The 17,739-nt window shown below is 71.6% G+C and carries 17 protein-coding genes; 1 reads left to right on the top strand and 16 read right to left on the bottom strand.

Annotated features, from left to right (window positions below; all coding sequences use genetic code 11):
- Positions 1–36: 36 nt before the first annotated feature.
- From yajC to pgsA, 16 genes are all read right to left on the bottom strand, one after another.
- Positions 37–414, bottom strand: coding sequence for a preprotein translocase subunit YajC (gene yajC, locus ACBR40_RS36790; RefSeq protein ID WP_344218477.1), 378 nt, complete (start codon positions 412–414; stop codon positions 37–39).
- A gap of 211 nt (positions 415–625) precedes the next feature.
- Positions 626–1,657 (bottom strand): Holliday junction branch migration DNA helicase RuvB, encoded by a 1,032-nt coding sequence (gene ruvB, locus ACBR40_RS36795; RefSeq protein ID WP_344218475.1) that lies wholly within the window; start codon positions 1,655–1,657, stop codon positions 626–628.
- 729 nt (positions 1,658–2,386) lie between these two features.
- Complete coding sequence (gene ruvA, locus ACBR40_RS36800) at positions 2,387–3,007, bottom strand: Holliday junction branch migration protein RuvA (protein ID WP_344218473.1); 621 nt, start codon at positions 3,005–3,007, stop codon at positions 2,387–2,389.
- 69 nt (positions 3,008–3,076) lie between these two features.
- Positions 3,077–3,607 (bottom strand): crossover junction endodeoxyribonuclease RuvC, encoded by a 531-nt coding sequence (gene ruvC / locus ACBR40_RS36805; protein ID WP_344218471.1) that lies wholly within the window; start codon positions 3,605–3,607, stop codon positions 3,077–3,079.
- A 131-nt stretch (positions 3,608–3,738) separates the two neighbouring features.
- Positions 3,739–4,884, bottom strand: a complete 1,146-nt coding sequence (gene eis, locus ACBR40_RS36810) for an enhanced intracellular survival protein Eis (protein WP_371251700.1) — start codon at positions 4,882–4,884, stop codon at positions 3,739–3,741.
- 158 nt (positions 4,885–5,042) lie between these two features.
- On the bottom strand, positions 5,043–5,801 hold the full coding sequence (locus tag ACBR40_RS36815; protein WP_091082748.1) for a YebC/PmpR family DNA-binding transcriptional regulator: 759 nt from the start codon (positions 5,799–5,801) through the stop codon (positions 5,043–5,045).
- A 3-nt stretch (positions 5,802–5,804) separates the two neighbouring features.
- Entirely contained in the window at positions 5,805–6,383 is a 579-nt protein-coding gene (pdxT, locus tag ACBR40_RS36820; RefSeq protein WP_329574837.1) for a pyridoxal 5'-phosphate synthase glutaminase subunit PdxT, read from the bottom strand.
- 84 nt (positions 6,384–6,467) lie between these two features.
- Positions 6,468–7,700 carry an MFS transporter gene (locus ACBR40_RS36825; protein WP_371251701.1) on the bottom strand — a complete coding sequence of 411 codons (1,233 nt, stop codon included), beginning with the start codon at positions 7,698–7,700 and terminating at the stop codon, positions 6,468–6,470.
- 27 nt (positions 7,701–7,727) lie between these two features.
- Positions 7,728–8,150 (bottom strand): MarR family transcriptional regulator, encoded by a 423-nt coding sequence (locus ACBR40_RS36830; protein WP_344218464.1) that lies wholly within the window; start codon positions 8,148–8,150, stop codon positions 7,728–7,730.
- A 46-nt stretch (positions 8,151–8,196) separates the two neighbouring features.
- Positions 8,197–9,861, bottom strand: a complete 1,665-nt coding sequence (locus tag ACBR40_RS36835) for an alkaline phosphatase (protein ID WP_371251702.1) — start codon at positions 9,859–9,861, stop codon at positions 8,197–8,199.
- A gap of 154 nt (positions 9,862–10,015) precedes the next feature.
- The gene (gene pdxS / locus ACBR40_RS36840) at positions 10,016–10,930 is read right to left on the bottom strand and encodes a pyridoxal 5'-phosphate synthase lyase subunit PdxS (protein WP_344218600.1); all 915 of its coding nucleotides are present in this window, start codon (positions 10,928–10,930) and stop codon (positions 10,016–10,018) included.
- Positions 10,931–11,048: 118 nt separating this feature from the next.
- Positions 11,049–12,062, bottom strand: a complete 1,014-nt coding sequence (locus tag ACBR40_RS36845) for a DUF3048 domain-containing protein (protein WP_364445080.1) — start codon at positions 12,060–12,062, stop codon at positions 11,049–11,051.
- A gap of 65 nt (positions 12,063–12,127) precedes the next feature.
- The gene (locus tag ACBR40_RS36850; RefSeq protein ID WP_371251777.1) at positions 12,128–12,658 is read right to left on the bottom strand and encodes a hypothetical protein; all 531 of its coding nucleotides are present in this window, start codon (positions 12,656–12,658) and stop codon (positions 12,128–12,130) included.
- Between the two features lie 8 nt (positions 12,659–12,666).
- Positions 12,667–13,797 (bottom strand): glycosyltransferase family 4 protein, encoded by a 1,131-nt coding sequence (locus ACBR40_RS36855; RefSeq protein WP_371251703.1) that lies wholly within the window; start codon positions 13,795–13,797, stop codon positions 12,667–12,669.
- The gene (locus tag ACBR40_RS36860; protein WP_344218454.1) at positions 13,794–14,714 is read right to left on the bottom strand and encodes a phosphatidylinositol mannoside acyltransferase; all 921 of its coding nucleotides are present in this window, start codon (positions 14,712–14,714) and stop codon (positions 13,794–13,796) included. The genes ACBR40_RS36855 and ACBR40_RS36860 overlap by 4 nt, the downstream gene beginning before the upstream one ends.
- Positions 14,711–15,313 carry a phosphatidylinositol phosphate synthase gene (pgsA, locus tag ACBR40_RS36865; protein WP_344218452.1) on the bottom strand — a complete coding sequence of 201 codons (603 nt, stop codon included), beginning with the start codon at positions 15,311–15,313 and terminating at the stop codon, positions 14,711–14,713. The genes ACBR40_RS36860 and pgsA overlap by 4 nt, the downstream gene beginning before the upstream one ends.
- A 163-nt stretch (positions 15,314–15,476) precedes the next feature.
- On the opposite strand from pgsA, the gene ACBR40_RS36870 reads away from it, so the two are divergent.
- Positions 15,477–17,615 carry an elongation factor G-like protein EF-G2 gene (locus tag ACBR40_RS36870; protein ID WP_344218450.1) on the top strand — a complete coding sequence of 713 codons (2,139 nt, stop codon included), beginning with the start codon at positions 15,477–15,479 and terminating at the stop codon, positions 17,613–17,615.
- Positions 17,616–17,739: the final 124 nt, after the last annotated feature.

The raw sequence follows: 17,739 nt of genomic DNA on the forward strand, positions 1-17,739 counted from the left end.
CGTCAGTTCTTTCGGATAGAGGATTGTCGCAGAAGCTTAATCACGCCGCTTGGTGCTGGAGTCCTCGCCGTTGTGATCGGCGGCGATCTCGGACTCGTTCTTCTCATCGACGGCCTCGTCGGCGACCGGCTCGCCGGCCGGCGCGTCACCCGGGGCGACGACACGGCCGATGGCCGCCTTGACCCAGCGGGTCTCGACGCCCGGCGCGACCTCGAGGATCACGTCCTCATTGTCCACGGCGACGACGGTGGCGAACAGACCGGTCGTCGTCATGACGCGACTGCCCGGCGTAAGGCTGTTCTGCATCTGGATCGCCTCTTGCTGGCGCTTGCGCTGGGGGCGGATCAGCAGGAAGTAGAACACCACCACCAGAAGGATCAGCGGCAGGATGCTTCCGAGTTGTCCCATGTCCATAAGGGGCGACCTTCCATCGTCGTACAAGGAGTTGACACTGGCCTCGCGCCGGAAATTCCGTGCGTTGCGTCGGGCCGCGCCGCTCAGCCCGTCAGCCTACACAGCCAGCCAAGCCACGGAGTGTAGGCGCTTGTTGCGAAACGCGGCAACGAGGCAGCGTTTCGGCGCGCGGGGAAGTTCCCGATTTGAGATGGTTGCAACCGATCTGTGATCAGTCCACGACGGCCGCCCCGAAAGCGTCCGGTGGGGGCGTCAGCCCGAGATGGGTCCAGGCGGCGGCCGTGGCCACCCGGCCGCGCGGCGTCCTCGCCAGCAGCCCCTGACGGACGAGGAACGGCTCGGCCACCACCTCGACCGTCTCCGGCTCCTCCCCCACCGCGACCGCCAGCGTGGACAGGCCGACCGGGCCGCCGCCGAACTTCTTCAGCAGCACGCCGAGCACCGCCCGGTCGAGCCGGTCGAGCCCTTCGGCGTCGACCTCGTACAGGTTGAGCGCGGCGGCCGCGATGTCACGGTCGATGACGCCGTCCGCGCGGACGTCCGCGAAGTCGCGCACCCGGCGGAGCAGGCGATTGGCGATGCGGGGCGTGCCACGGGAGCGGCGGGCGATCTCGTGCGCGCCGTCGGGCGGCAGCTCGACGCCGAGCAGCCGGGACGAACGGTAGAGCACCTGCTCCAGCTCGGCCGGCTCGTAGAAGTCCATGTGGGCGGTGAAGCCGAACCTGTCGCGCAGCGGCGCGGGCAGCAGCCCGGCCCGGGTGGTCGCGCCGACCAGCGTGAACGGGGCGATGTCCAGCGGGATGGCGGTCGCGCCCGGGCCCTTGCCGACGACGATGTCGACCCGGAAGTCCTCCATGGCGAGGTAGAGCATCTCCTCGGCGGGCCTGGCCATCCGGTGGATCTCGTCGATGAACAGCACCTCGCCCTCGGACAGGGTGGACAGGATCGCGGCGAGGTCGCCGGCCCGTTCCAGCGCGGGGCCCGAGGTGATGCGGAGCGGCGCGTTGAGCTCGGCCGCTATGATCATGGCCAGCGTCGTCTTGCCCAGGCCCGGGGAGCCGCTCATCAGCACGTGGTCCGGCGGGCGACGGCGGCGCAGGGCGCTCTCCAGCACCAGGGAGAGCTGCTCGCGCACCCGCGACTGGCCGATGAACTCGTCGAGCCGCTTGGGGCGCAGGGCCGCCTCGATCTGCACCTCGTCGCCGGCGGCGTCGGGCGACACCAGCTCCCGATCAAACCCCACGCCGACCACGCCCTCTCCCGACCTGCGACATCCCCCAAGCCCCCCGCCCCCACGACGCCACCGAGACTTCCAGGCCCCCGGCCACCCGCCCTGTCCACCATCCGCCCGCCGAACAACGACCGCTCGTGCGGAGGCCGGTCATCTGGAGGCCGGTCATCTGGAGGCCGGTCATGTGGACGCTGCTCGTGTGCAGGCTGCCCGTGTGCAGGCTGCGCGCGTGGCGGCCGGTCGCGTGCGGTCCGCTCAAGTGACGGCCGCTGATGGGCTGCCGGTCCGCGAGTCGGCCGCTCACATCCGGCACATGCTTGTGACGGCCACTCACGTGCTGCCCACCCGCGTGCTGCCCGCCCATGTGACGGTCGCTCGTGCCACGCCCGCTCATGTGCTGTCCGCCCGCGTGCAGCCCATCCACGTGACGGCTGCTTGCGTGCTGGCCGCTTGTGCTGTTAGCGCTCCCCTGCCCGCTGCTCGCCCGGTGGGCGGGTGGGTGAAAGGGCGGGGTGCTGGGGGGCAGGGCGGTGCTGACGGGCACGGTAGTGCTGAGGGCGGTCGTGCTGACGGGCACGGTGGTGCTGAGGGCGGTCGTGCTGACGGGCACGGTGGCGCTGAGGGCGGTCGCGCTGACGGGCACGGTAGTGCTGAGGGCGGTCGCGCTGACGGGCACGGTGGCGGTGAGGGCGGTCGCGCTGACGGGCACGATGCTGGGGGGCAGGGATGGGGGATGGGGGGTCATCGGGTGCTCAGGGATCGGAGGGCGGCCTTCAGGAGGGCGGCGACCTGGGGTTGGCGGCCGGCGGTGAGGTCGGCGTCGGCGAGGGGCTCCACGGTGGCGATCGCCTCGTCGGCGTCCTTGCCGGAGTAGCCGAGCCCCACCAGCCCCGAGTGGACCTGCTCGCGCCACACCGCCACCCGCCGCTCGCCGTTGAGCGCGGCGTCCACGGCCGCCTCCGGCGTGCCGAGGCGGTCCTTCAGCTCAAGCACGATGCGCTGGGCGCCCTTCTGCCCGATGCCCGGCACCTGGGTGAGCGCCTTGAGGTCGGCGCTCGCCACCGCGACGCGCAGCGCGTTGGGCGTGTGGACGGCGAGCATGGCGAGGGCCAGCTTGGGGCCGACGCCGCTCGCGGTCTGCAGCAGCTCGAACACCGCGCGCTCGTCGTCGGTGGCGAAGCCGTAGAGGGTCAGGGACTCCTCGCGCACGACCAGCGACGTGGCCAGCCTGGCCTCCTCGCCGAGCCGCAACTGGGCGAGGGTGCCCGGCGCGCAGTGGATGAGCATCCCGACGCCGCCGACCTCGATGACGGCGGCGTCCGGCGCGATCGCCGTCACCTTCCCTGCCACCGACGCGATCACAGCCTGTCCTCCGCCGCTCCTGAAACGTTCACGGTCACCGACCCTAGACCCCTCGCCCCGGGCCCGGCGTCATCGCCGGGCGCCCTTCGGGGTGGCGCGGGCCAGGGCGGCGGCCAGCCGGCTCTGCGCGCCGCCGCGCCAGACGTGGCAGATGGCGAGCGCCAGGGCGTCGGCGGCGTCGGCCGGCTTGGGCATCTCCGGCAGGCGCAGCAGCCGGGTGACCATGGCGCCGATCTGCTTCTTGTCGGCGGTGCCGCTGCCGGTGACGGCCGCCTTGACCTCTGAGGGCGTGTGCAGCGCCACGGGCAGCCCGCGCCGCGCGGCGCACAGCACCGCGATGCCGGCGGCCTGGGCGGTGCCCATCACGGTGCGTACGTTGTGCTGGCTGAAGACCCGCTCGACCGCGACCGCGTCGGGCCGGACGTCGTCGAGCCACTGCTCGATGCCCGCCTCGATGCCGACGAGCCGGGTGCCGAGCTCCTGGTCGGCGCCCGTGCGGACCACCCCGACCGCCAGCATGGTCAGCGGCGCGCCCGGCCGCCCTTCGACGGCGCCCAGGCCGCACCGGGTCAGCCCCGGATCGACGCCCAACACCCGCACCCGATCGCCCTCCCCGCACGCCGCCGAACATCTGTTCGGCACGAGACTTTACCGCGCCGGGCCCGGCCGCGCACCGTGCGACGCACGGCGGGGCACCGGCCGGATCGCCCGGCCCGTACGGGGAAAGCCCGTCAGAAGTAGTCGAGCATGTACGGCTTCGCGGCGAAGGCCGCGTCGAGCGCCTCGTCGAAGCGCTCGTCGCCGGACATCAGCCCCGCGACGCGCAGCGTGCCGGTCGGCACCCCGGAGTAGAGCGCGGACAGGCCGTTCGCCGTGAGCACCGCGCCGGGCGCTCCAGCCGCCGGCGTGGCCGTGCCCGAACCGCCCGAGATGTCCAGCCGCCAGGTGCCCTCGCCCCGCACCGGGTCCTGGACGGTGACCACGGCCTCGCAGGTCACGGCGGCCGGATAGCCCCTGCGCTCGACGGCGGCGGCGACGTCCAGCACCCGGAACATCCACCGCTGCTCGGTGGCGTGGTCCGCCGAGCGTTCCGGCAGCAGCCACAGGACGGGGTCGTCGGGCGCCAGCGGGGCGATGACGTTCTTGGCGACGGAGGAGGAGGTGCCCACCATCGACCACAACGCCCTGGCCGTCTCGGGCGACCCGGCGACGAGGGTGTCGATCTGGATGTCCTGGCCGTGCCAGCCGTAGATGACGAGGCCGTCGTCGGCGATGTAGCGGAAATCGTCGTCGTCGCCGAGCCACAGGCCCCAGGTGCGCTCGTCGTAGGAGACGGGCCCGCTGGAGCGGGCGGCGCCGTGCACCTTGTGCAGGACGGCGATCAGCTCGGCGGCGTCGGACGGCCCCATCCTGCGCAGCTTGACCTGCCCGGACGGGCGCAGGCCGCGCAGGGCCTCGGCGGGCAGGGTCACCTTGCGCTGGCCGCCGGCGTGCTCGTAGCCGAGGGAGCGGTAGATCGGCGTGGTGGCCGGGTAGAGCGCGGACACCGCGTCGCCGAGCTCGACGCCCCGCTCGATGACGGCGCGCATGAGCCGGGTGCCGAGGCCCCGGCCGCGGTCCTCGGGGCTGACCGTGACGCCCGCGACGCCGGCCATGGGCTGGGGCTTTCCGTGCCACCACTGCGTGAACTGGCGCAGCCGCGCGGCGGCGGTCAGCCGGGAGCCGTCGAAGACGCCCAGGTAGCGTCCCTCGCCCAGCACCGGGGTGACGGCCTGCCGCCAGGTCTCCATGTCGGCGGCGGGGATCGGGCCGAAGGCCCGCTTACGGAGGTCGAGGACCTGGTCGAGGTCGTCGGGGGTCACGTCGCGAAGTTCCACAACCGTTCAACCTACGCAGCGGCGGCCTTCCGGCGCGAGCCATTTCCGGCCCGGCCGGACGTGCCGTTCGTCACGATGCCGAGCGGGCCGCCGCTTAGGCACCCGAGGCGGGCGTCACGATGGCGAGCGGGTCGCCGCCGAGGCGCCCGAGGCGGGCGTCACTCGGCGCCCAGGCGCTCCAGCACCGCGTCGCTGACGTCGAAGTTGGCGTAGACGTTCTGCACGTCGTCGCTGTCCTCCAGGGCCTCCACGAGCCGGAACACCTTCTTGGCGCCCTCCTCGTCGAGCGGCACGCTCATCGTGGGCAGGAAGCTCGACTCGGCCGAGTCGTAGTCGATGCCCGCGTCCTGCAGCGCCTTGCGCACCGGGACCAGGTCGCCGGCCTCGGAGACGACCTCGAAGGAGTCGCCCAGGTCGTTGACCTCCTCGGCGCCCGCCTCCAGGACGGCCATGAGGACGGTGTCCTCGTCGAGCCCGTCCTGCTTGGGGACGATCACGACGCCCTTGCGGTTGAACATGTACGAGACCGACCCCGGGTCGGCCAGGGAGCCGCCGTTGCGGGTCAGCGCGACGCGCACCTCGGAGGCCGCGCGGTTGCGGTTGTCGGTGAGGCACTCGATGAGCACCGCGACGCCGCCGGGCGCGTAGCCCTCGTACATGATGGTCTGCCAGTCGGCGCCGCCGGCCTCCAGACCACCGCCGCGCTTGCGGGCCCGCTCGATGTTGTCGTTGGGCACCGAGTTCTTCTTGGCCTTGAAGATGGCGTCGAAGAGCGTGGGGTTGGCGTCGGGGTCAGGGCCACCGGTGCGGGCCGCCACTTCGATGTTCTTGATGAGCTTGGCGAACAGCTTGCCGCGCTTGGCGTCGAGCGCGGCCTTCTTGTGCTTCGTCGTCGCCCATTTGGAGTGGCCGGACATTACTTAGAGCTCCCTAACCATGTCTACGAAGTAACGGTGCACGCGCGTGTCCCCGGTGAGCTCAGGGTGGAACGACGTCGCGAGCAACGGACCTTGACGGACCGCGACGATCCTATCCCCAGGCTCGCACATGGCCAGCACCTCGACGTCGCCGCCGATGGATTCGACCCACGGCGCGCGGATGAAGACGGCGTGCACGCGCTCCCCCGCGAAGTCCAGGTCCGACTCGAACGAGTCCACCTGGCGGCCGAACGCGTTGCGCCGGACCACCATGTCGATGCCGCCGATCGTCTGCTGTCCCGCGATGCCGTCCTCGATCCGGTCGGCCAGCATGATCATGCCGGCGCAGGAGCCGTAGGCGGGCATGCCTTCCTTGATCCGCAGGCGCAGCGGTTCGAGCAGGTCGAAGATGTCGGCGAGCTTCCACATGGTGGTGGACTCGCCGCCGGGGATGACGAGGGCGTCGACCGCGTCCAGCTCGGCGGGCCTGCGCACGGCGACGGCCGTCGCGCCTGCCTCCTGAAGCATGCGCTGATGCTCGCGCACGTCTCCCTGGAGAGCGAGTACACCGATCGTGGGCACAGTCGATCCTTCCGTCCGGGTGCGGATTCAGGCTATTCAACACCAGCGCGGCCCCGCATCTTCCGGCTGGGCCGCGAGAAGGGCTCAGCGGGCGGGGGCCGCCGCGAGGTCCTGCCGGGTGTGGTCGGCGTCGATGCGGACGAGCGTCCGCAGGTGGTGCCGGCGCAGGTAGAGGATCATCATGCCGACGAAGCAGCAGACGGCGCCCAGCACGTACGGCACCGCCACCCCGATCTCCTCGCCCAGCTTGGTGGCGACGAACGGGGCCAGCGCGCCGCCCATCCAGCGGACGAAGTTGTAGCCCGCGGAGGCGACGGGCCGGGGCGCGTCGGAGACCTCCATGGCCGACTCGGTGAAGACGGTGTTGTTCAGCCCGATGGGGATGCCGGACAGGACCACGCACACGATGATCCCGGCCTTCATGCCGGTGACGCCGAACACGGCGATGCCGGCCTGCAGGACGGCGAGCAGCGCCAGCGCCAGGTGCAGCACGTTGACTGAGCCGATGCGGCGCTGCAGCGGCGGCGCGCCGAACACCGACGCCAGGGCGACGCAGACGCCCCATCCGAAGAAGACCGCGCCGATCCCGTACGGGCTCATGCCGAGGATGAACGGGGTGAAGGCGAGGATGGTGAAGAAGGCGAAGTTGTAGAACAGCGCGGTGAACGCGGTGGTGGACAGGCCGCCGTGCGCGAGGGCGCGGATGGGGGCGCTGAGCGCCGTCCTGGTGGCCGGCCTGGGTGTGGCCTTCAGCAGCGTCAGGATGAGGACGAAGCCGACGGCCATGAGCGTGGCGGTGCCGAAGAACGGCGCCCGCCAGTTCCAGTCGCCGAGCAGCGCGCCGACCAGCGGTCCCGCGGAGATGCCGAGGCCGAGCGCGGCCTCGTACAGGATGATGGCCGATTCTGCGCCGCCGCTCGCGGCGCCGACGATGACGGCGAGCGCGGTGGCGACGAACAGGGCGTTGCCGAGACCCCAGCCGGCGCGGAAGCCCACCAGCTCGGCGACGCTGGTGGAGGTGCCGGCGAGCGCGGCGAACACGATGACCAGCGCGAGGCCGGCCAGCAGGGTGCGCTTGCCGCCGATGCGGCTGGAGACCCAGCCGGTGATCAGCATGGCCACGGCCGTCACCAGGAAGTAGCTGGTGAACAGCAGCGACACCTGGCTGGGCGTCGCCTTCAGTCCCTGCGCGATGCTGGGGAGGATGGGGTCGACAAGGCCGATCCCCATGAAGGCCACGACCGCGGCGAACGCGGTGGCCCAGACGGACATCGGCTGGCGCAGAATCCCCCCGCCGGTGTGCGTGCCGGTCTGCATGGTGCTCCTTCTGTGGTGGTGGTGCGTCTAGCTGCGGCCGAGCTTGGCCAGGACGGGCAGCGCCGCCGCGAGCGTGGCGCGCTCGTCGTCGGTGAGTGCCGCCAGTTCCTCGGTGAGGTGGGCGATCCTGGCCGCGCGTACGGCCCGCAGCCGCTCGCGCCCCTCGTCCGTCAGCCCGACCGTGCGTACGCGGGCGTCGGCGGGGTCGCCGCCGCGCGTGACCAGCCCCGCGTCCTCCAGCCGGTTGATCTGCACGGTCATCGTGGGCAGTTGGACGGCGTGCTCCTCGGCCAGCTCGGTCATCCGGCGCGGGCCGGGTTCGAGCGAGCCGAGGACGCCGTACTGCTGGCTGGTGAGCGGCTGTCCGGCGACCGTGCGCCGGAGGAGCAGCACCAGGTGACGCAGCACCGTTGAGACCTGTTCTGCCAGGCGGGCGGGATCGTCCCTCATGCCTGACCCAACTAACTTAGCCTGGCTAATATTCCTCGAAGGAGCGTCAGGGGCGCTCGGTCTCCTGCCGGACGGTGTCCTCGGCCGTGACCGGCGCGAGGCGCAGGCTCGGGTCGAGCGGCCGCAGGTACGTCTGCTGCACCCCCGGCACCCGGTCCTCGATCACGAACGTGGCCCGCGTGTAGGCCTCCGCGCCGGGCACCGTGACCCGGGGCACCACCTTGAAGTCGGCCGTGATCTGGTCGCGCTCGATCCTGGTGAGCACGTAGCCGCGCTGGTTGTTGTAGAACTTCAGGTGCGGGTTGATCGCCAGGAACGGGTGCGCCGCCGGGTCGGAGTCGGCGCCGTCGCCGGTGGTGGAGATCGAGGTGGCGACCAGTTCCGCGCCCACCGAGGGCCCGGTCGGGTCGTCGTAGTCGAGCTTGAGGTCGCTGGCCCAGTGGGCGTGCACGTCGCCGGTCAGCACGACGGCGTTGCGCACCCCGGCGTCCACCCAGCCCTGCGTGATGCGCCGGCGGGAGGCCACGTAGCCGTCCCAGGCGTCCATGCTGGTGATCTTGGCGGGTCCCGCGTTGTTGTCACGCTGGGCGAAGAAGACCTGCTGGCCCAGGATGTCCCACTGCGCCCGCGAGCGGCGGAAGCCGTCCAGCAGCCACGCCTCCTGCTCGGCCCCGGTGATCGAGCGGGCCGGGTCCACGGCGGCCGGGCAGTCCTTGTAGCCGTCGCCGCAGCCCTGGTCGTCGCGGTACTGCCGGGTGTCGAGCATGTGGAAGGTGGCCGTACGGCCCCAGCGGACCCGCCGGTAGAGCTGCATGTCGATGCCGCGCGGGATCGAGGTGCGGCGCAGCGGCATGTTCTCGTAGTAGGCGCGGAAGGCGGCCTCGCGGCGGGCCAGGAAGTTCGGCTGCGGGACCTCGGGCTTCTCCGGCACCTTGTCCGCCCAGTTGTTGTCCAGCTCGTGGTCGTCCCAGACGACCAGCCAGGGCGCGGCGGCGTGCGCGGCCTGCAGGTCGGGGTCGGTCTTGTACTGGGCGTGGCGCTGGCGGTAGCCGGCCAGGGTCTCGGTCTCGGGGCCCTCGTGGTCGCGGATGTTGCCGCCGGGGATCGTGTAGGTGTCCCTGGTGTACTCGTACTGGTAGTCGCCGAGGTGCAGGACCAGGTCCGGGTGGTCCTCGGCCAGCCTGCGGTACGAGGTGAAGTAGCCGTGCTCGTACTGGGCGCACGAGACGAACGCCATGGCGAGGGCGCCGCCGTAGGACGCCGGGTGCGGGGCGGTGCGGGTGCGGCCGGCCGGGGAGACGTACGGGCCGACGCGGAAGCGGTACCAGTACTCCCGGTCGGCGGCCAGCCCGTCCACCTCGATGTGGACGCTGTGCCCCCATTCCGGGGCGGCCGTCGCGACGCCGGCGCGCACCACCCGGCGCAGCCGCTCGTCGGCGTAGACCTGCCACAGGACCGGGAACGGCCGCTGCGGCATGCCGCCGAGCCCGTCCTCGGCGAGCGGCTGCTGCGCGAGGCGGGTCCACAGCACGAAGCCCTCGTGGTCGGGGTCGCCGGAGGCCACGCCGAGGGTGAAGGGGTCGCCGCGCAGCCCGCGCGCGGCGCTCGCGGAGGTGGGGTCGTCGGCGTGGGCCGCTCCGGGCGCGAGCGTGGCGGGAAGGGCCGCGGCGAGCCCGGCGACGAGGAAGTGCCTGCGATTGGGGAAGGACATGGGCGCTCCTGGACGATCGAGGAGGGGGGAACGCCCGTAGCCTGACCGAGGATCATGGCCAGGTGGTGAACGCCACGCGACGCGAGTGAGGCGACATCCTTCGCGGATGCCGCCTCACTCGAAGATTTCCGTCAGCGCCCGGGGGCCGGTGGGCCTACCAGCCGCGCTCGGCCAGGCGGTGCGGCTGCGGGATCTCGTCGACGTTGATGCCGACCATCGCCTCGCCGAGGCCGCGCGAGACCTTGGCGATGACGTCGGGGTCGTCGTGGAACGTGGTGGCCTTGACGATGGCGGCCGCGCGCTTGGCCGGGTCGCCCGACTTGAAGATGCCCGAGCCCACGAACACGCCCTCGGCGCCGAGCTGCATCATCATCGCGGCGTCGGCCGGGGTGGCGATGCCGCCCGCGGTGAACAGCACGACCGGCAGCTTGCCGCTCTTCGCGACCTCGGCGACCAGCTCGTAGGGGGCCTGCAGCTCCTTGGCCGCGACGTAGAGCTCGTCCTCGGGCAGGGAGCTGAGCCGCTTGAGCTCGGCGCGGATGGTGCGCATGTGGGTGACGGCGTTGGACACGTCACCGGTGCCCGCCTCGCCCTTGGAGCGGATCATGGCCGCGCCCTCGGTGATGCGGCGCAGGGCCTCGCCGAGGTTGGTGGCGCCGCACACGAACGGCACGGTGAACTGCCACTTGTCGATGTGGTTGGCGTAGTCGGCGGGGGTCAGCACCTCGGACTCGTCGACGTAGTCGACGCCGAGCGACTGCAGCACCCGGGCCTCCATGAAGTGGCCGATGCGGGCCTTGGCCATCACGGGGATGGACACGGCCTCGATGATGCCGTCGATCATGTCGGGGTCGCTCATCCGGGACACCCCGCCCTGGGCGCGGATGTCGGCAGGCACGCGCTCGAGGGCCATGACGGCGACCGCGCCGGCGTCCTCAGCGATCTTGGCCTGCTCGGGGGTGACGACGTCCATGATGACGCCGCCCTTGAGCATCTCGGCCATGCCGCGCTTGACGCGGGCGGTTCCGGTGACGGGGGTGCTTTCTGGCGTGCTGCTGGACACGGTCATCCTCACGGGCTCTCACGGCGGATCGGTTCGTTGTCAAGCCCATCGTAGGTCCTGCGGGACCCCTCGCCCGACATGCCAAGATGTCAGGATTCAGGGCTGTTGTTGTACATGCAGGCGGCTAAGGGATCACGGGCTTGCGGCTGGCGAGCGCCACCCAGACCTGGCCGGGCGCGAAGTTCATCGGCTCGCCGCTCTCCGTTGTGAACGTCGTACCGCTGTCCTCCGATTCCCGTTCCCAGCGCGCCTTGAAAGCTTTGCCGTCGCGCAGCACGATCGCCGAGCCCTTGCCGGTGGTGTGCACGAGCGGCGTGTAGCTCTGGTTCTTGTCGTGGAACTGCGAGCGCTCGGTCTTGGTGTACTGGACGACGATCGTCGGGGCGCCGAGCTGCCCGCCCTCGGCGGCCATGTCCTTCTTGCCGTCCTGCCAGATCATCCACAGCTTGCGCTGCTCGTTCCAGGCGAAGGTGAAGCGCGCGGCGGGCCAGCGGACCGTGTACGACTTCCGCTCCACCCCGCCCTCCGGCGCCTCCCCGAAGGTGAAGCCGATGTCGTGGGCCTTGCTCGCCTTGGGCGCCTTGGCGAGGAGCTGCTTGGTGGTGGCGAACAGGTTGTAGGGGGCGAAGCGGCCGGGCTCGCGGTAGTAGGCGCCGGGGTTGCGGGTGTCGCCGACGTCCCAGAGCGAGGCCTCCGCGATCAGCGGGAGCATCTTGGTCTGCGCGCCCGAGTAGGAGAAGGCGGGCTTGCCGAACATCGGCGCGATGTGCAGGTCGGAGACGCGCGCGCTGCGGACCGGGCCCACCTTGGCCGGCAGCTTCGAGGAGAAGATCGCCATGAGCCGGGTCAGCCCGGCCTCGACCTGCTCGACGTAGACGATGTCGGCGCTCTTCAGCCCGAGCTGCGGCTTGCCGGCCGCGGTGTTCTCGATCTTGACCGCGAGCACCGGCTTCAGCGTGTCGTACGGCTTGCCGGTGAACGGATGCGCCGGCGCCGACTCCTCGGGCTCGTCGCTGGGGGCCGCGGTGGCGGCCTGGGGGGCCTGGCCGGCGGCGGGCTCCTCACTGGAGCAGGCCGCCATGGGCAGCAGCACGGCCGCTCCGGCCAGCGTGACCGAGATCATCCGGGGTAGCCGCACGTTGAACACTCCTCGCTCCATGCCTGGCAAACCGGCATGAGCTTACTGCTTCCCCCCAAATCTGGTCATTCAGTTGCCATGGTCGCCGGGGGATTGTCATCAATCTCGAAGAAAGCGGGGTAGTCCGTGTGGCCCGCCAGCCGCAGCGTACGCGCCAGCCAGCGGCGCTGCGCCGTCCGCGTGACGGCCACCGCGTTGTTGTAGAAGCGGCGCGCGTAGACCACCTTGGCCACCGCCGCGTCCAGCTCCTCCAGCAGGTCGGCGCCGCCGGGCGACTCGGCCAGCTTCTCCCTGAAGCGCTCCTGGTCCACCGCCGCCCGCAGCGCCCGTGACAGGTCGCTCTCGGCGTGCTCGCGCTCCTCGGGACCGGCGATCCTGGCCTCGTGCGCCGCCGCGGCCAGCACCAGCGACGTGGCCGGGTCGAGCAGGCGCGAGCCGGCCAGCTCCAGCACCACGGCCCGGCGGCGGGTCAGCGCCGCGTCCATCGACTCGCGGGCCAGCTCCAGGCGGATGTGCAGGCGGTCGAGCCGGCCCGCGCGCCAGGAGACGTAGACCGCGAGCAGCACCACGACGAGGCCGGCGACCAGCACGGCCATGGTCGACGTCACAGGTCCTCCTCCACCCGGCCGGCGCCCGCCGCGGTGACCGTCTCGTAGACGCGCACGACGTCGCGGGCCACCGTGGACCAGTCGTACTTCCTGACCGCCACCAGCGCCTCCTCGGCCAGCTTGGCCCGGCGCTCCGGCGCGTCGAGCAGCGCACCGGCCTCGCGGGCCAGGGAGGCCGAGTCGCCGTTGGCGAACAGCGCGCCCGCCTGGCCGTCGCCGAGCACCTTGCGGAAGGCCGGGATGTCGCTGGCCAGCACCGTCGCCCCGGAGGCCATGGCCTCGGCGAGCACGATGCCGAAGCTCTCGCCGCGGGTGTTGGGGGCGCAGAACACGTCCACCGAGTGGTAGGCGCGGATCTTGTCGGCCTCGCTCACCATGCCCAGCACCGTCACCCGGTCGTGGAAGCGCGCGGGGATCTTGTCGTAGACGTCCTTCTCGTCGCCGGGCCCCGCGATGAGCAGCTTGACCTCGGGCCGGTCGGCCGCCAGCACGGCGAACGCCTCCAGCAGGATCGGCAGGCCCTTGCGCTCCTCGTCCATGCGGCCGAGGAAGCCGATCGTGCGGCCGTCGGGGCCCCAGCCCTCCAGCGGCTCGGCCCGCGCGTAGCGGTCGACGGTCACCCCGTTGGGGATGAGCACCGCGTCGCCGCCGAACTGCTCGACGAGGCTCTTGCGGGCCGCGTCGGAGACCGCGATGCGGCCGGTCAGCTTCTCCAGCGCGCTGCGCAGCAGCGGCTCGGCCACCGCGATCGCCCGCGAGCGCGAGAACGAGGCGTGGAAGGTCGCCACGATCGGCCCCTTGGCCGCCCAGCAGGCCAGCACGCCGAGGCTCGGGATCAGCGGCTCGTGGATGTGCAGCACGTCGAAGTCGCCGGTGCGCACCCAGCGCCGCACCCGCGCCGCCGACAGGAAACCGAACGACATCCGGGCCACCGACCCGTTGTAGGGCACCGGCACCGCGCGGCCCGCGCCGGTGACGTAAGGAGGCAGCTCGTCGTCGTCGGCCGCCGGCGCGATCACCGACACGTCGTGGCCCTGCGCCGCCAGCGCCTGGGTCAGGTCGTCGATGTGCTGCTTGACGCCGCCCGGCATGTCCCACGAGTAGGGGCAGACGATGCCGACCTTCATCGGCCGGCCCCGCCCGGCAGGTCGTCCAGCCAGAGCCGCTGCAGCATGTGCCAGTCCTCCGGATACTGGGCGATGCCCTTCTCGAAGGCGTCGGCGAGCCCCTGGGCGAGCGCCTGCACCTTCTCCTGCCGGGTGCCCTCGGCCGGCACCGGGAGCTCCTCCTGGATCTGGATGCCCCAGTCGTCGCCGTCGAAGTGCACGATCGCGGGCAGCAGCGCGGCCCCGGTCTGCACGGCCAGCAGCGGCGGCCCCGCGGGCATCTTGGTGGCGGCGCCGAAGAAGCGCACCTCCACGCCGGTCTTCGTCAGGTCGCGCTCGGCCGGCAGGCACACGACGCCGCCCCTGCGCACCCGCAGGGCCAGGGTGGCGAAGTTGTGGCCGTCGCCGCCGGTCAGCGGCAGCACCTCCATGCCGAGGCCCTCGCGGAAGGCGACGTAGCGGCGGAACAGCGACTCGGGCTTGAGCCGTTCGGCCACCGTCGTGAACGGGTGGCCCACGTTGACCAGCCACGCGCCGGCCTGGTCCCAGTTGCCCATGTGGGGCAGCGCGAGCACCACGCCCCGGCCTGCGGCCACGGTGTCGTGGATATGCTCGGCCCCGACGACGCGGGTGCGGCGCACGATCTCCGCGCCGCTCATCCGCGGCAGCCGGAAGATCTCATGGAAGTAGCGGAAGTAGGAGCGCATGCCCGCCCTGGTCAGCTCGCTCAGCTCGCGGCTGCCCGGCTCCAGCCCGGTCACCCTCGCCAGGTTGGACTCCAGCCGCGCCACCGACTTGCCGTGCCTGGCCCACACCCGGTCCGCCAGCAGGCGGAAGACCGCCGCCGTGGGCCGCTCGGGCAGCAGCGGGACGAGTTTCCAGCCGGCCGCGAAGCCCGCGGCGACGATCCGGTCGCCGAACGACGTGTCCCCGCTCATCTCTCCCTCGCCTGCTCGTGGACGTGCCACACCCGCTGGCCCACCGTGATCACGCTCGCCGCGGCCAGCAGCCACATGCCGGCCGCCAGCACGTACGGCACCCCGAGCCCCGAGAAGAAGGCCGCGACCAGCGCCACGACCAGCCGCTCAGGACGCTCGGCCAGCCCGACGTCGGCCGTGAGGCCGAGCCCTTCCGCCCTGGCCTTCGCGTAGGAGACCAGCGCGCCGGCGATCAGGCACACCAGCGTGACCGTCGCCATCAGCGTGTCGCCTCGGGAGACGAAATACAAGATCAGGCCGGCGAAGATGGCGGCGTCGGCGACCCGGTCGAGCGTCGAGTCGAGGAACGCGCCCCAGGTGCTGCCCCCCTTGCCGCCGAGCCGGGCGACCACGCCGTCGAGCAGGTCGAACAGCACGAAGACGGTGATCACGAGAGCGCCCCAGGTCAGCTGGCCCAGGGGGAAGAAGGTCAGGGCGGCCACGACGGTGCCGAGGGTGCCGATCGCCGTGACGGCGTCCGGGCCGATCCCGCGGCTCACGAGGGCCCTGCCCAGCGGGGTGAGTATCCGGGTCATGGCCGGGCGCAGGAGTTTGAGCATCGCGGTCCGATCGTAGGCCATCACGGACCCAGGCACTTTCTTTGCCCCGCCCCTCTTGTGATATCCGCCACACGGGTATTTGGTGAACACACCGCGTCCATGCGGTTTCCAGCACATTCCGCGGGCGCGATCCGGGACGGAGTTCGACGCGCGGGAGGCTGATGTGGCGGAGAAGAGCTCAGGCAGCGCCGTGGGAGCCGCGGGCAGGGCACCCTCGGCCGACCGGGCTGATGCGATACGCAATGTCGTGCTGGTCGGCCACTCGGGAGCGGGCAAGACGACCCTCGTCGAGCAGCTGCTGGCCGCCACGGGCACCGTCCAGCGCCCGGGGCGCGTGGAGGACGGCAACACGGTCAGCGACTTCGACGAGGTCGAGGTCAGGCAGCAGCGCTCGGTCAACCTGGCCGTGGCCCCGCTGACGCACAACGGCATCAAGATCAACCTCATCGACACGCCCGGTTACGCCGACTTCGTGGGCGACCTGCGGGCCGGGCTGCGCGCGGCCGACGCCGCGCTGTTCGTCGTGTCGGCCTCCGACGGGATCGACGGGCTCACCCAGATGCTCTGGGAGGAGTGCTCCCAGGTCGGCATGCCCCGCGCGGTCGTCATCACCAAGATCGACCACCAGCGGGCGAACTTCGAGGAGGCGCTCGCCGCCTGCCAGGAGACCTTCGGCGACGGCGTCGCGCCCCTCTACCTGCCGGTCATCACCAACGGCCACGTCAACGGGCTGATCGGGCTGCTGACGCAGAAGTTCTACAACTACGCGACCGGCGCCCGTACCGAGAAGGAGCCCGGCGCCGGCTACGAGGCGCAGATCGAGGAGCACCGCGGCAGCCTCATCGAGGGGATCATCCAGGAGAGCGAGGACGAGTCGCTCATGGACCGCTACCTCGCGGGCGAGCCGATCGACGTCAAGGTCCTCATCGAGGACCTGGAGAAGGCCGTGGAGCGCGGCAGCTTCTACCCGGTCGTGTGCAGCGGGCTCGGCGTCGGCACGCACGAGGTGCTGGAGGTCATCACCCAGGGCTTCCCCTCGCCGCTGGAGCACCCGATGCCGGAGATCACCGACCTGTCCGGCAAGCCGGTGCAGGGCGTCACCTGCGACCCCGACGGCCCTCTGGTGGCCGAGGTCGTCAAGACCACCAGCGACCCGTACGTCGGCCGCATCAGCCTCGTCCGCGTCTTCTCCGGCACGCTGCGCCCCGACATGACGGTGCACGTCTCGGGGCACGGCCTGGCCGACCGCGGGCACGAGGACCACGACGTGGACGAGCGCATCGGCACGCTGTCCTGCCCCCTGGGCAAGCATCAACGCCCGATCCCCAAGGGCGTGGCCGGCGACATCGTGGCGGTGGCCAAGCTCGGCCGGGCCGAGACCGGCGACACCATCTCCGACGTCGAGCGGCCGCTGCTGATGACGTCCTGGACGATGCCCGACCCGCTGCTGCCGGTGGCGATCAGGGCCAGGTCCAAGGCCGACGAGGACAAGCTGGCGCAGGCGCTCTCCCGGCTGGTCGCCGAGGACCCCACGCTGCGGCTGGAGAACAACGCCGAGACCAAGCAGCTCGTGCTGTGGTGCATGGGCGAGGCGCACACCGACGTGCTGCTCGACCGGCTGTCCAAGCGCTACGGCGTCGAGGTCGAGCGGGTCGACCTGCGGGTGCCGCTGCGCGAGACGTTCGGCGGCAGGTGCCAGGCGATGGGACGCAACGTCAAGCAGACCGGCGGCCACGGCCAGTACGCCATCTGCCACATCGAGGTCGAGCCGCTGCCCTCCGGCGGCGGGTTCGAGTTCGTCGACAAGATCGTCGGCGGTGTGGTGCCGCGGCAGTTCATCCCGTCGGTGGAGAAGGGCGTGCGCGCCCAGATGGAGCGCGGCGTCGTGGCCGGCTACCCGATGGTGGACGTGCGGGTCACGCTGTACGACGGCAAGGCCCACTCGGTCGACTCCTCCGACATGGCCTTCCAGATCGCCGGCCAGCTCGCGCTGAAGGAGGCCGCGTCGAAGGTGCCGACGCTGCTGCTGGAGCCGGTGGACGAGCTGTCGGTGCTGGTGGCCGACGACTACGTCGGCTCGGTGATGTCCGACCTGTCGTCGCGGCGCGGGCGGGTGCTCGGCACCGAGCCCGTCGGCACCGGGCGCACGCTGGTGCGGGCCGAGGTGCCCGAGCTGGAGATCACGAGGTACGCGATCGACCTGCGGTCGATGTCCCACGGCACGGGCACCTTCACCCGCTCGTTCCTGCGCTACGAGCCGCTGCCGCCGAACCTGGCGAACAAGATGGCCGCGGCCGGCTGATCCGCTCTCAACCGTGGAGCCGGGAGGGCCGAATCAGGTCCCTCCCGGCCCAGCCATAACAAATAATCACAGAAGCATCACGGTTTCATTTCGCTCTTTTGGCCTGATCACCGGCGTCGGGCTG

Origin of the sequence: Nonomuraea sp. AD125B (assembly GCF_041402765.1) — a bacterium.
GTDB lineage: Bacteria > Actinomycetota > Actinomycetes > Streptosporangiales > Streptosporangiaceae > Nonomuraea > Nonomuraea bangladeshensis.

Bases quoted from the DNA above. Each gene is read 5' to 3' on its own strand.
- yajC (WP_344218477.1), bottom strand. From the start codon at position 414: ATGGACATGGGACAACTCGGAAGCATCCTGCCGCTGATCCTTCTGGTG.
- ACBR40_RS36815 (WP_091082748.1), bottom strand. From the start codon at position 5,801: ATGTCCGGCCACTCCAAATGGGCGACGACGAAGCACAAGAAGGCCGCG.
- ACBR40_RS36825 (WP_371251701.1), bottom strand. From the start codon at position 7,700: ATGCAGACCGGCACGCACACCGGCGGGGGGATTCTGCGCCAGCCGATG.
- ACBR40_RS36830 (WP_344218464.1), bottom strand. From the start codon at position 8,150: ATGAGGGACGATCCCGCCCGCCTGGCAGAACAGGTCTCAACGGTGCTG.
- ACBR40_RS36835 (WP_371251702.1), bottom strand. From the start codon at position 9,861: ATGTCCTTCCCCAATCGCAGGCACTTCCTCGTCGCCGGGCTCGCCGCG.
- pdxS (WP_344218600.1), bottom strand. From the start codon at position 10,930: ATGACCGTGTCCAGCAGCACGCCAGAAAGCACCCCCGTCACCGGAACC.
- ACBR40_RS36850 (WP_371251777.1), bottom strand. From the start codon at position 12,658: ATGGCCGTGCTGGTCGCCGGCCTCGTCGTGGTGCTGCTCGCGGTCTAC.
- ACBR40_RS36855 (WP_371251703.1), bottom strand. From the start codon at position 13,797: ATGAAGGTCGGCATCGTCTGCCCCTACTCGTGGGACATGCCGGGCGGC.
- ACBR40_RS36860 (WP_344218454.1), bottom strand. From the start codon at position 14,714: ATGAGCGGGGACACGTCGTTCGGCGACCGGATCGTCGCCGCGGGCTTC.
- pgsA (WP_344218452.1), bottom strand. From the start codon at position 15,313: ATGCTCAAACTCCTGCGCCCGGCCATGACCCGGATACTCACCCCGCTG.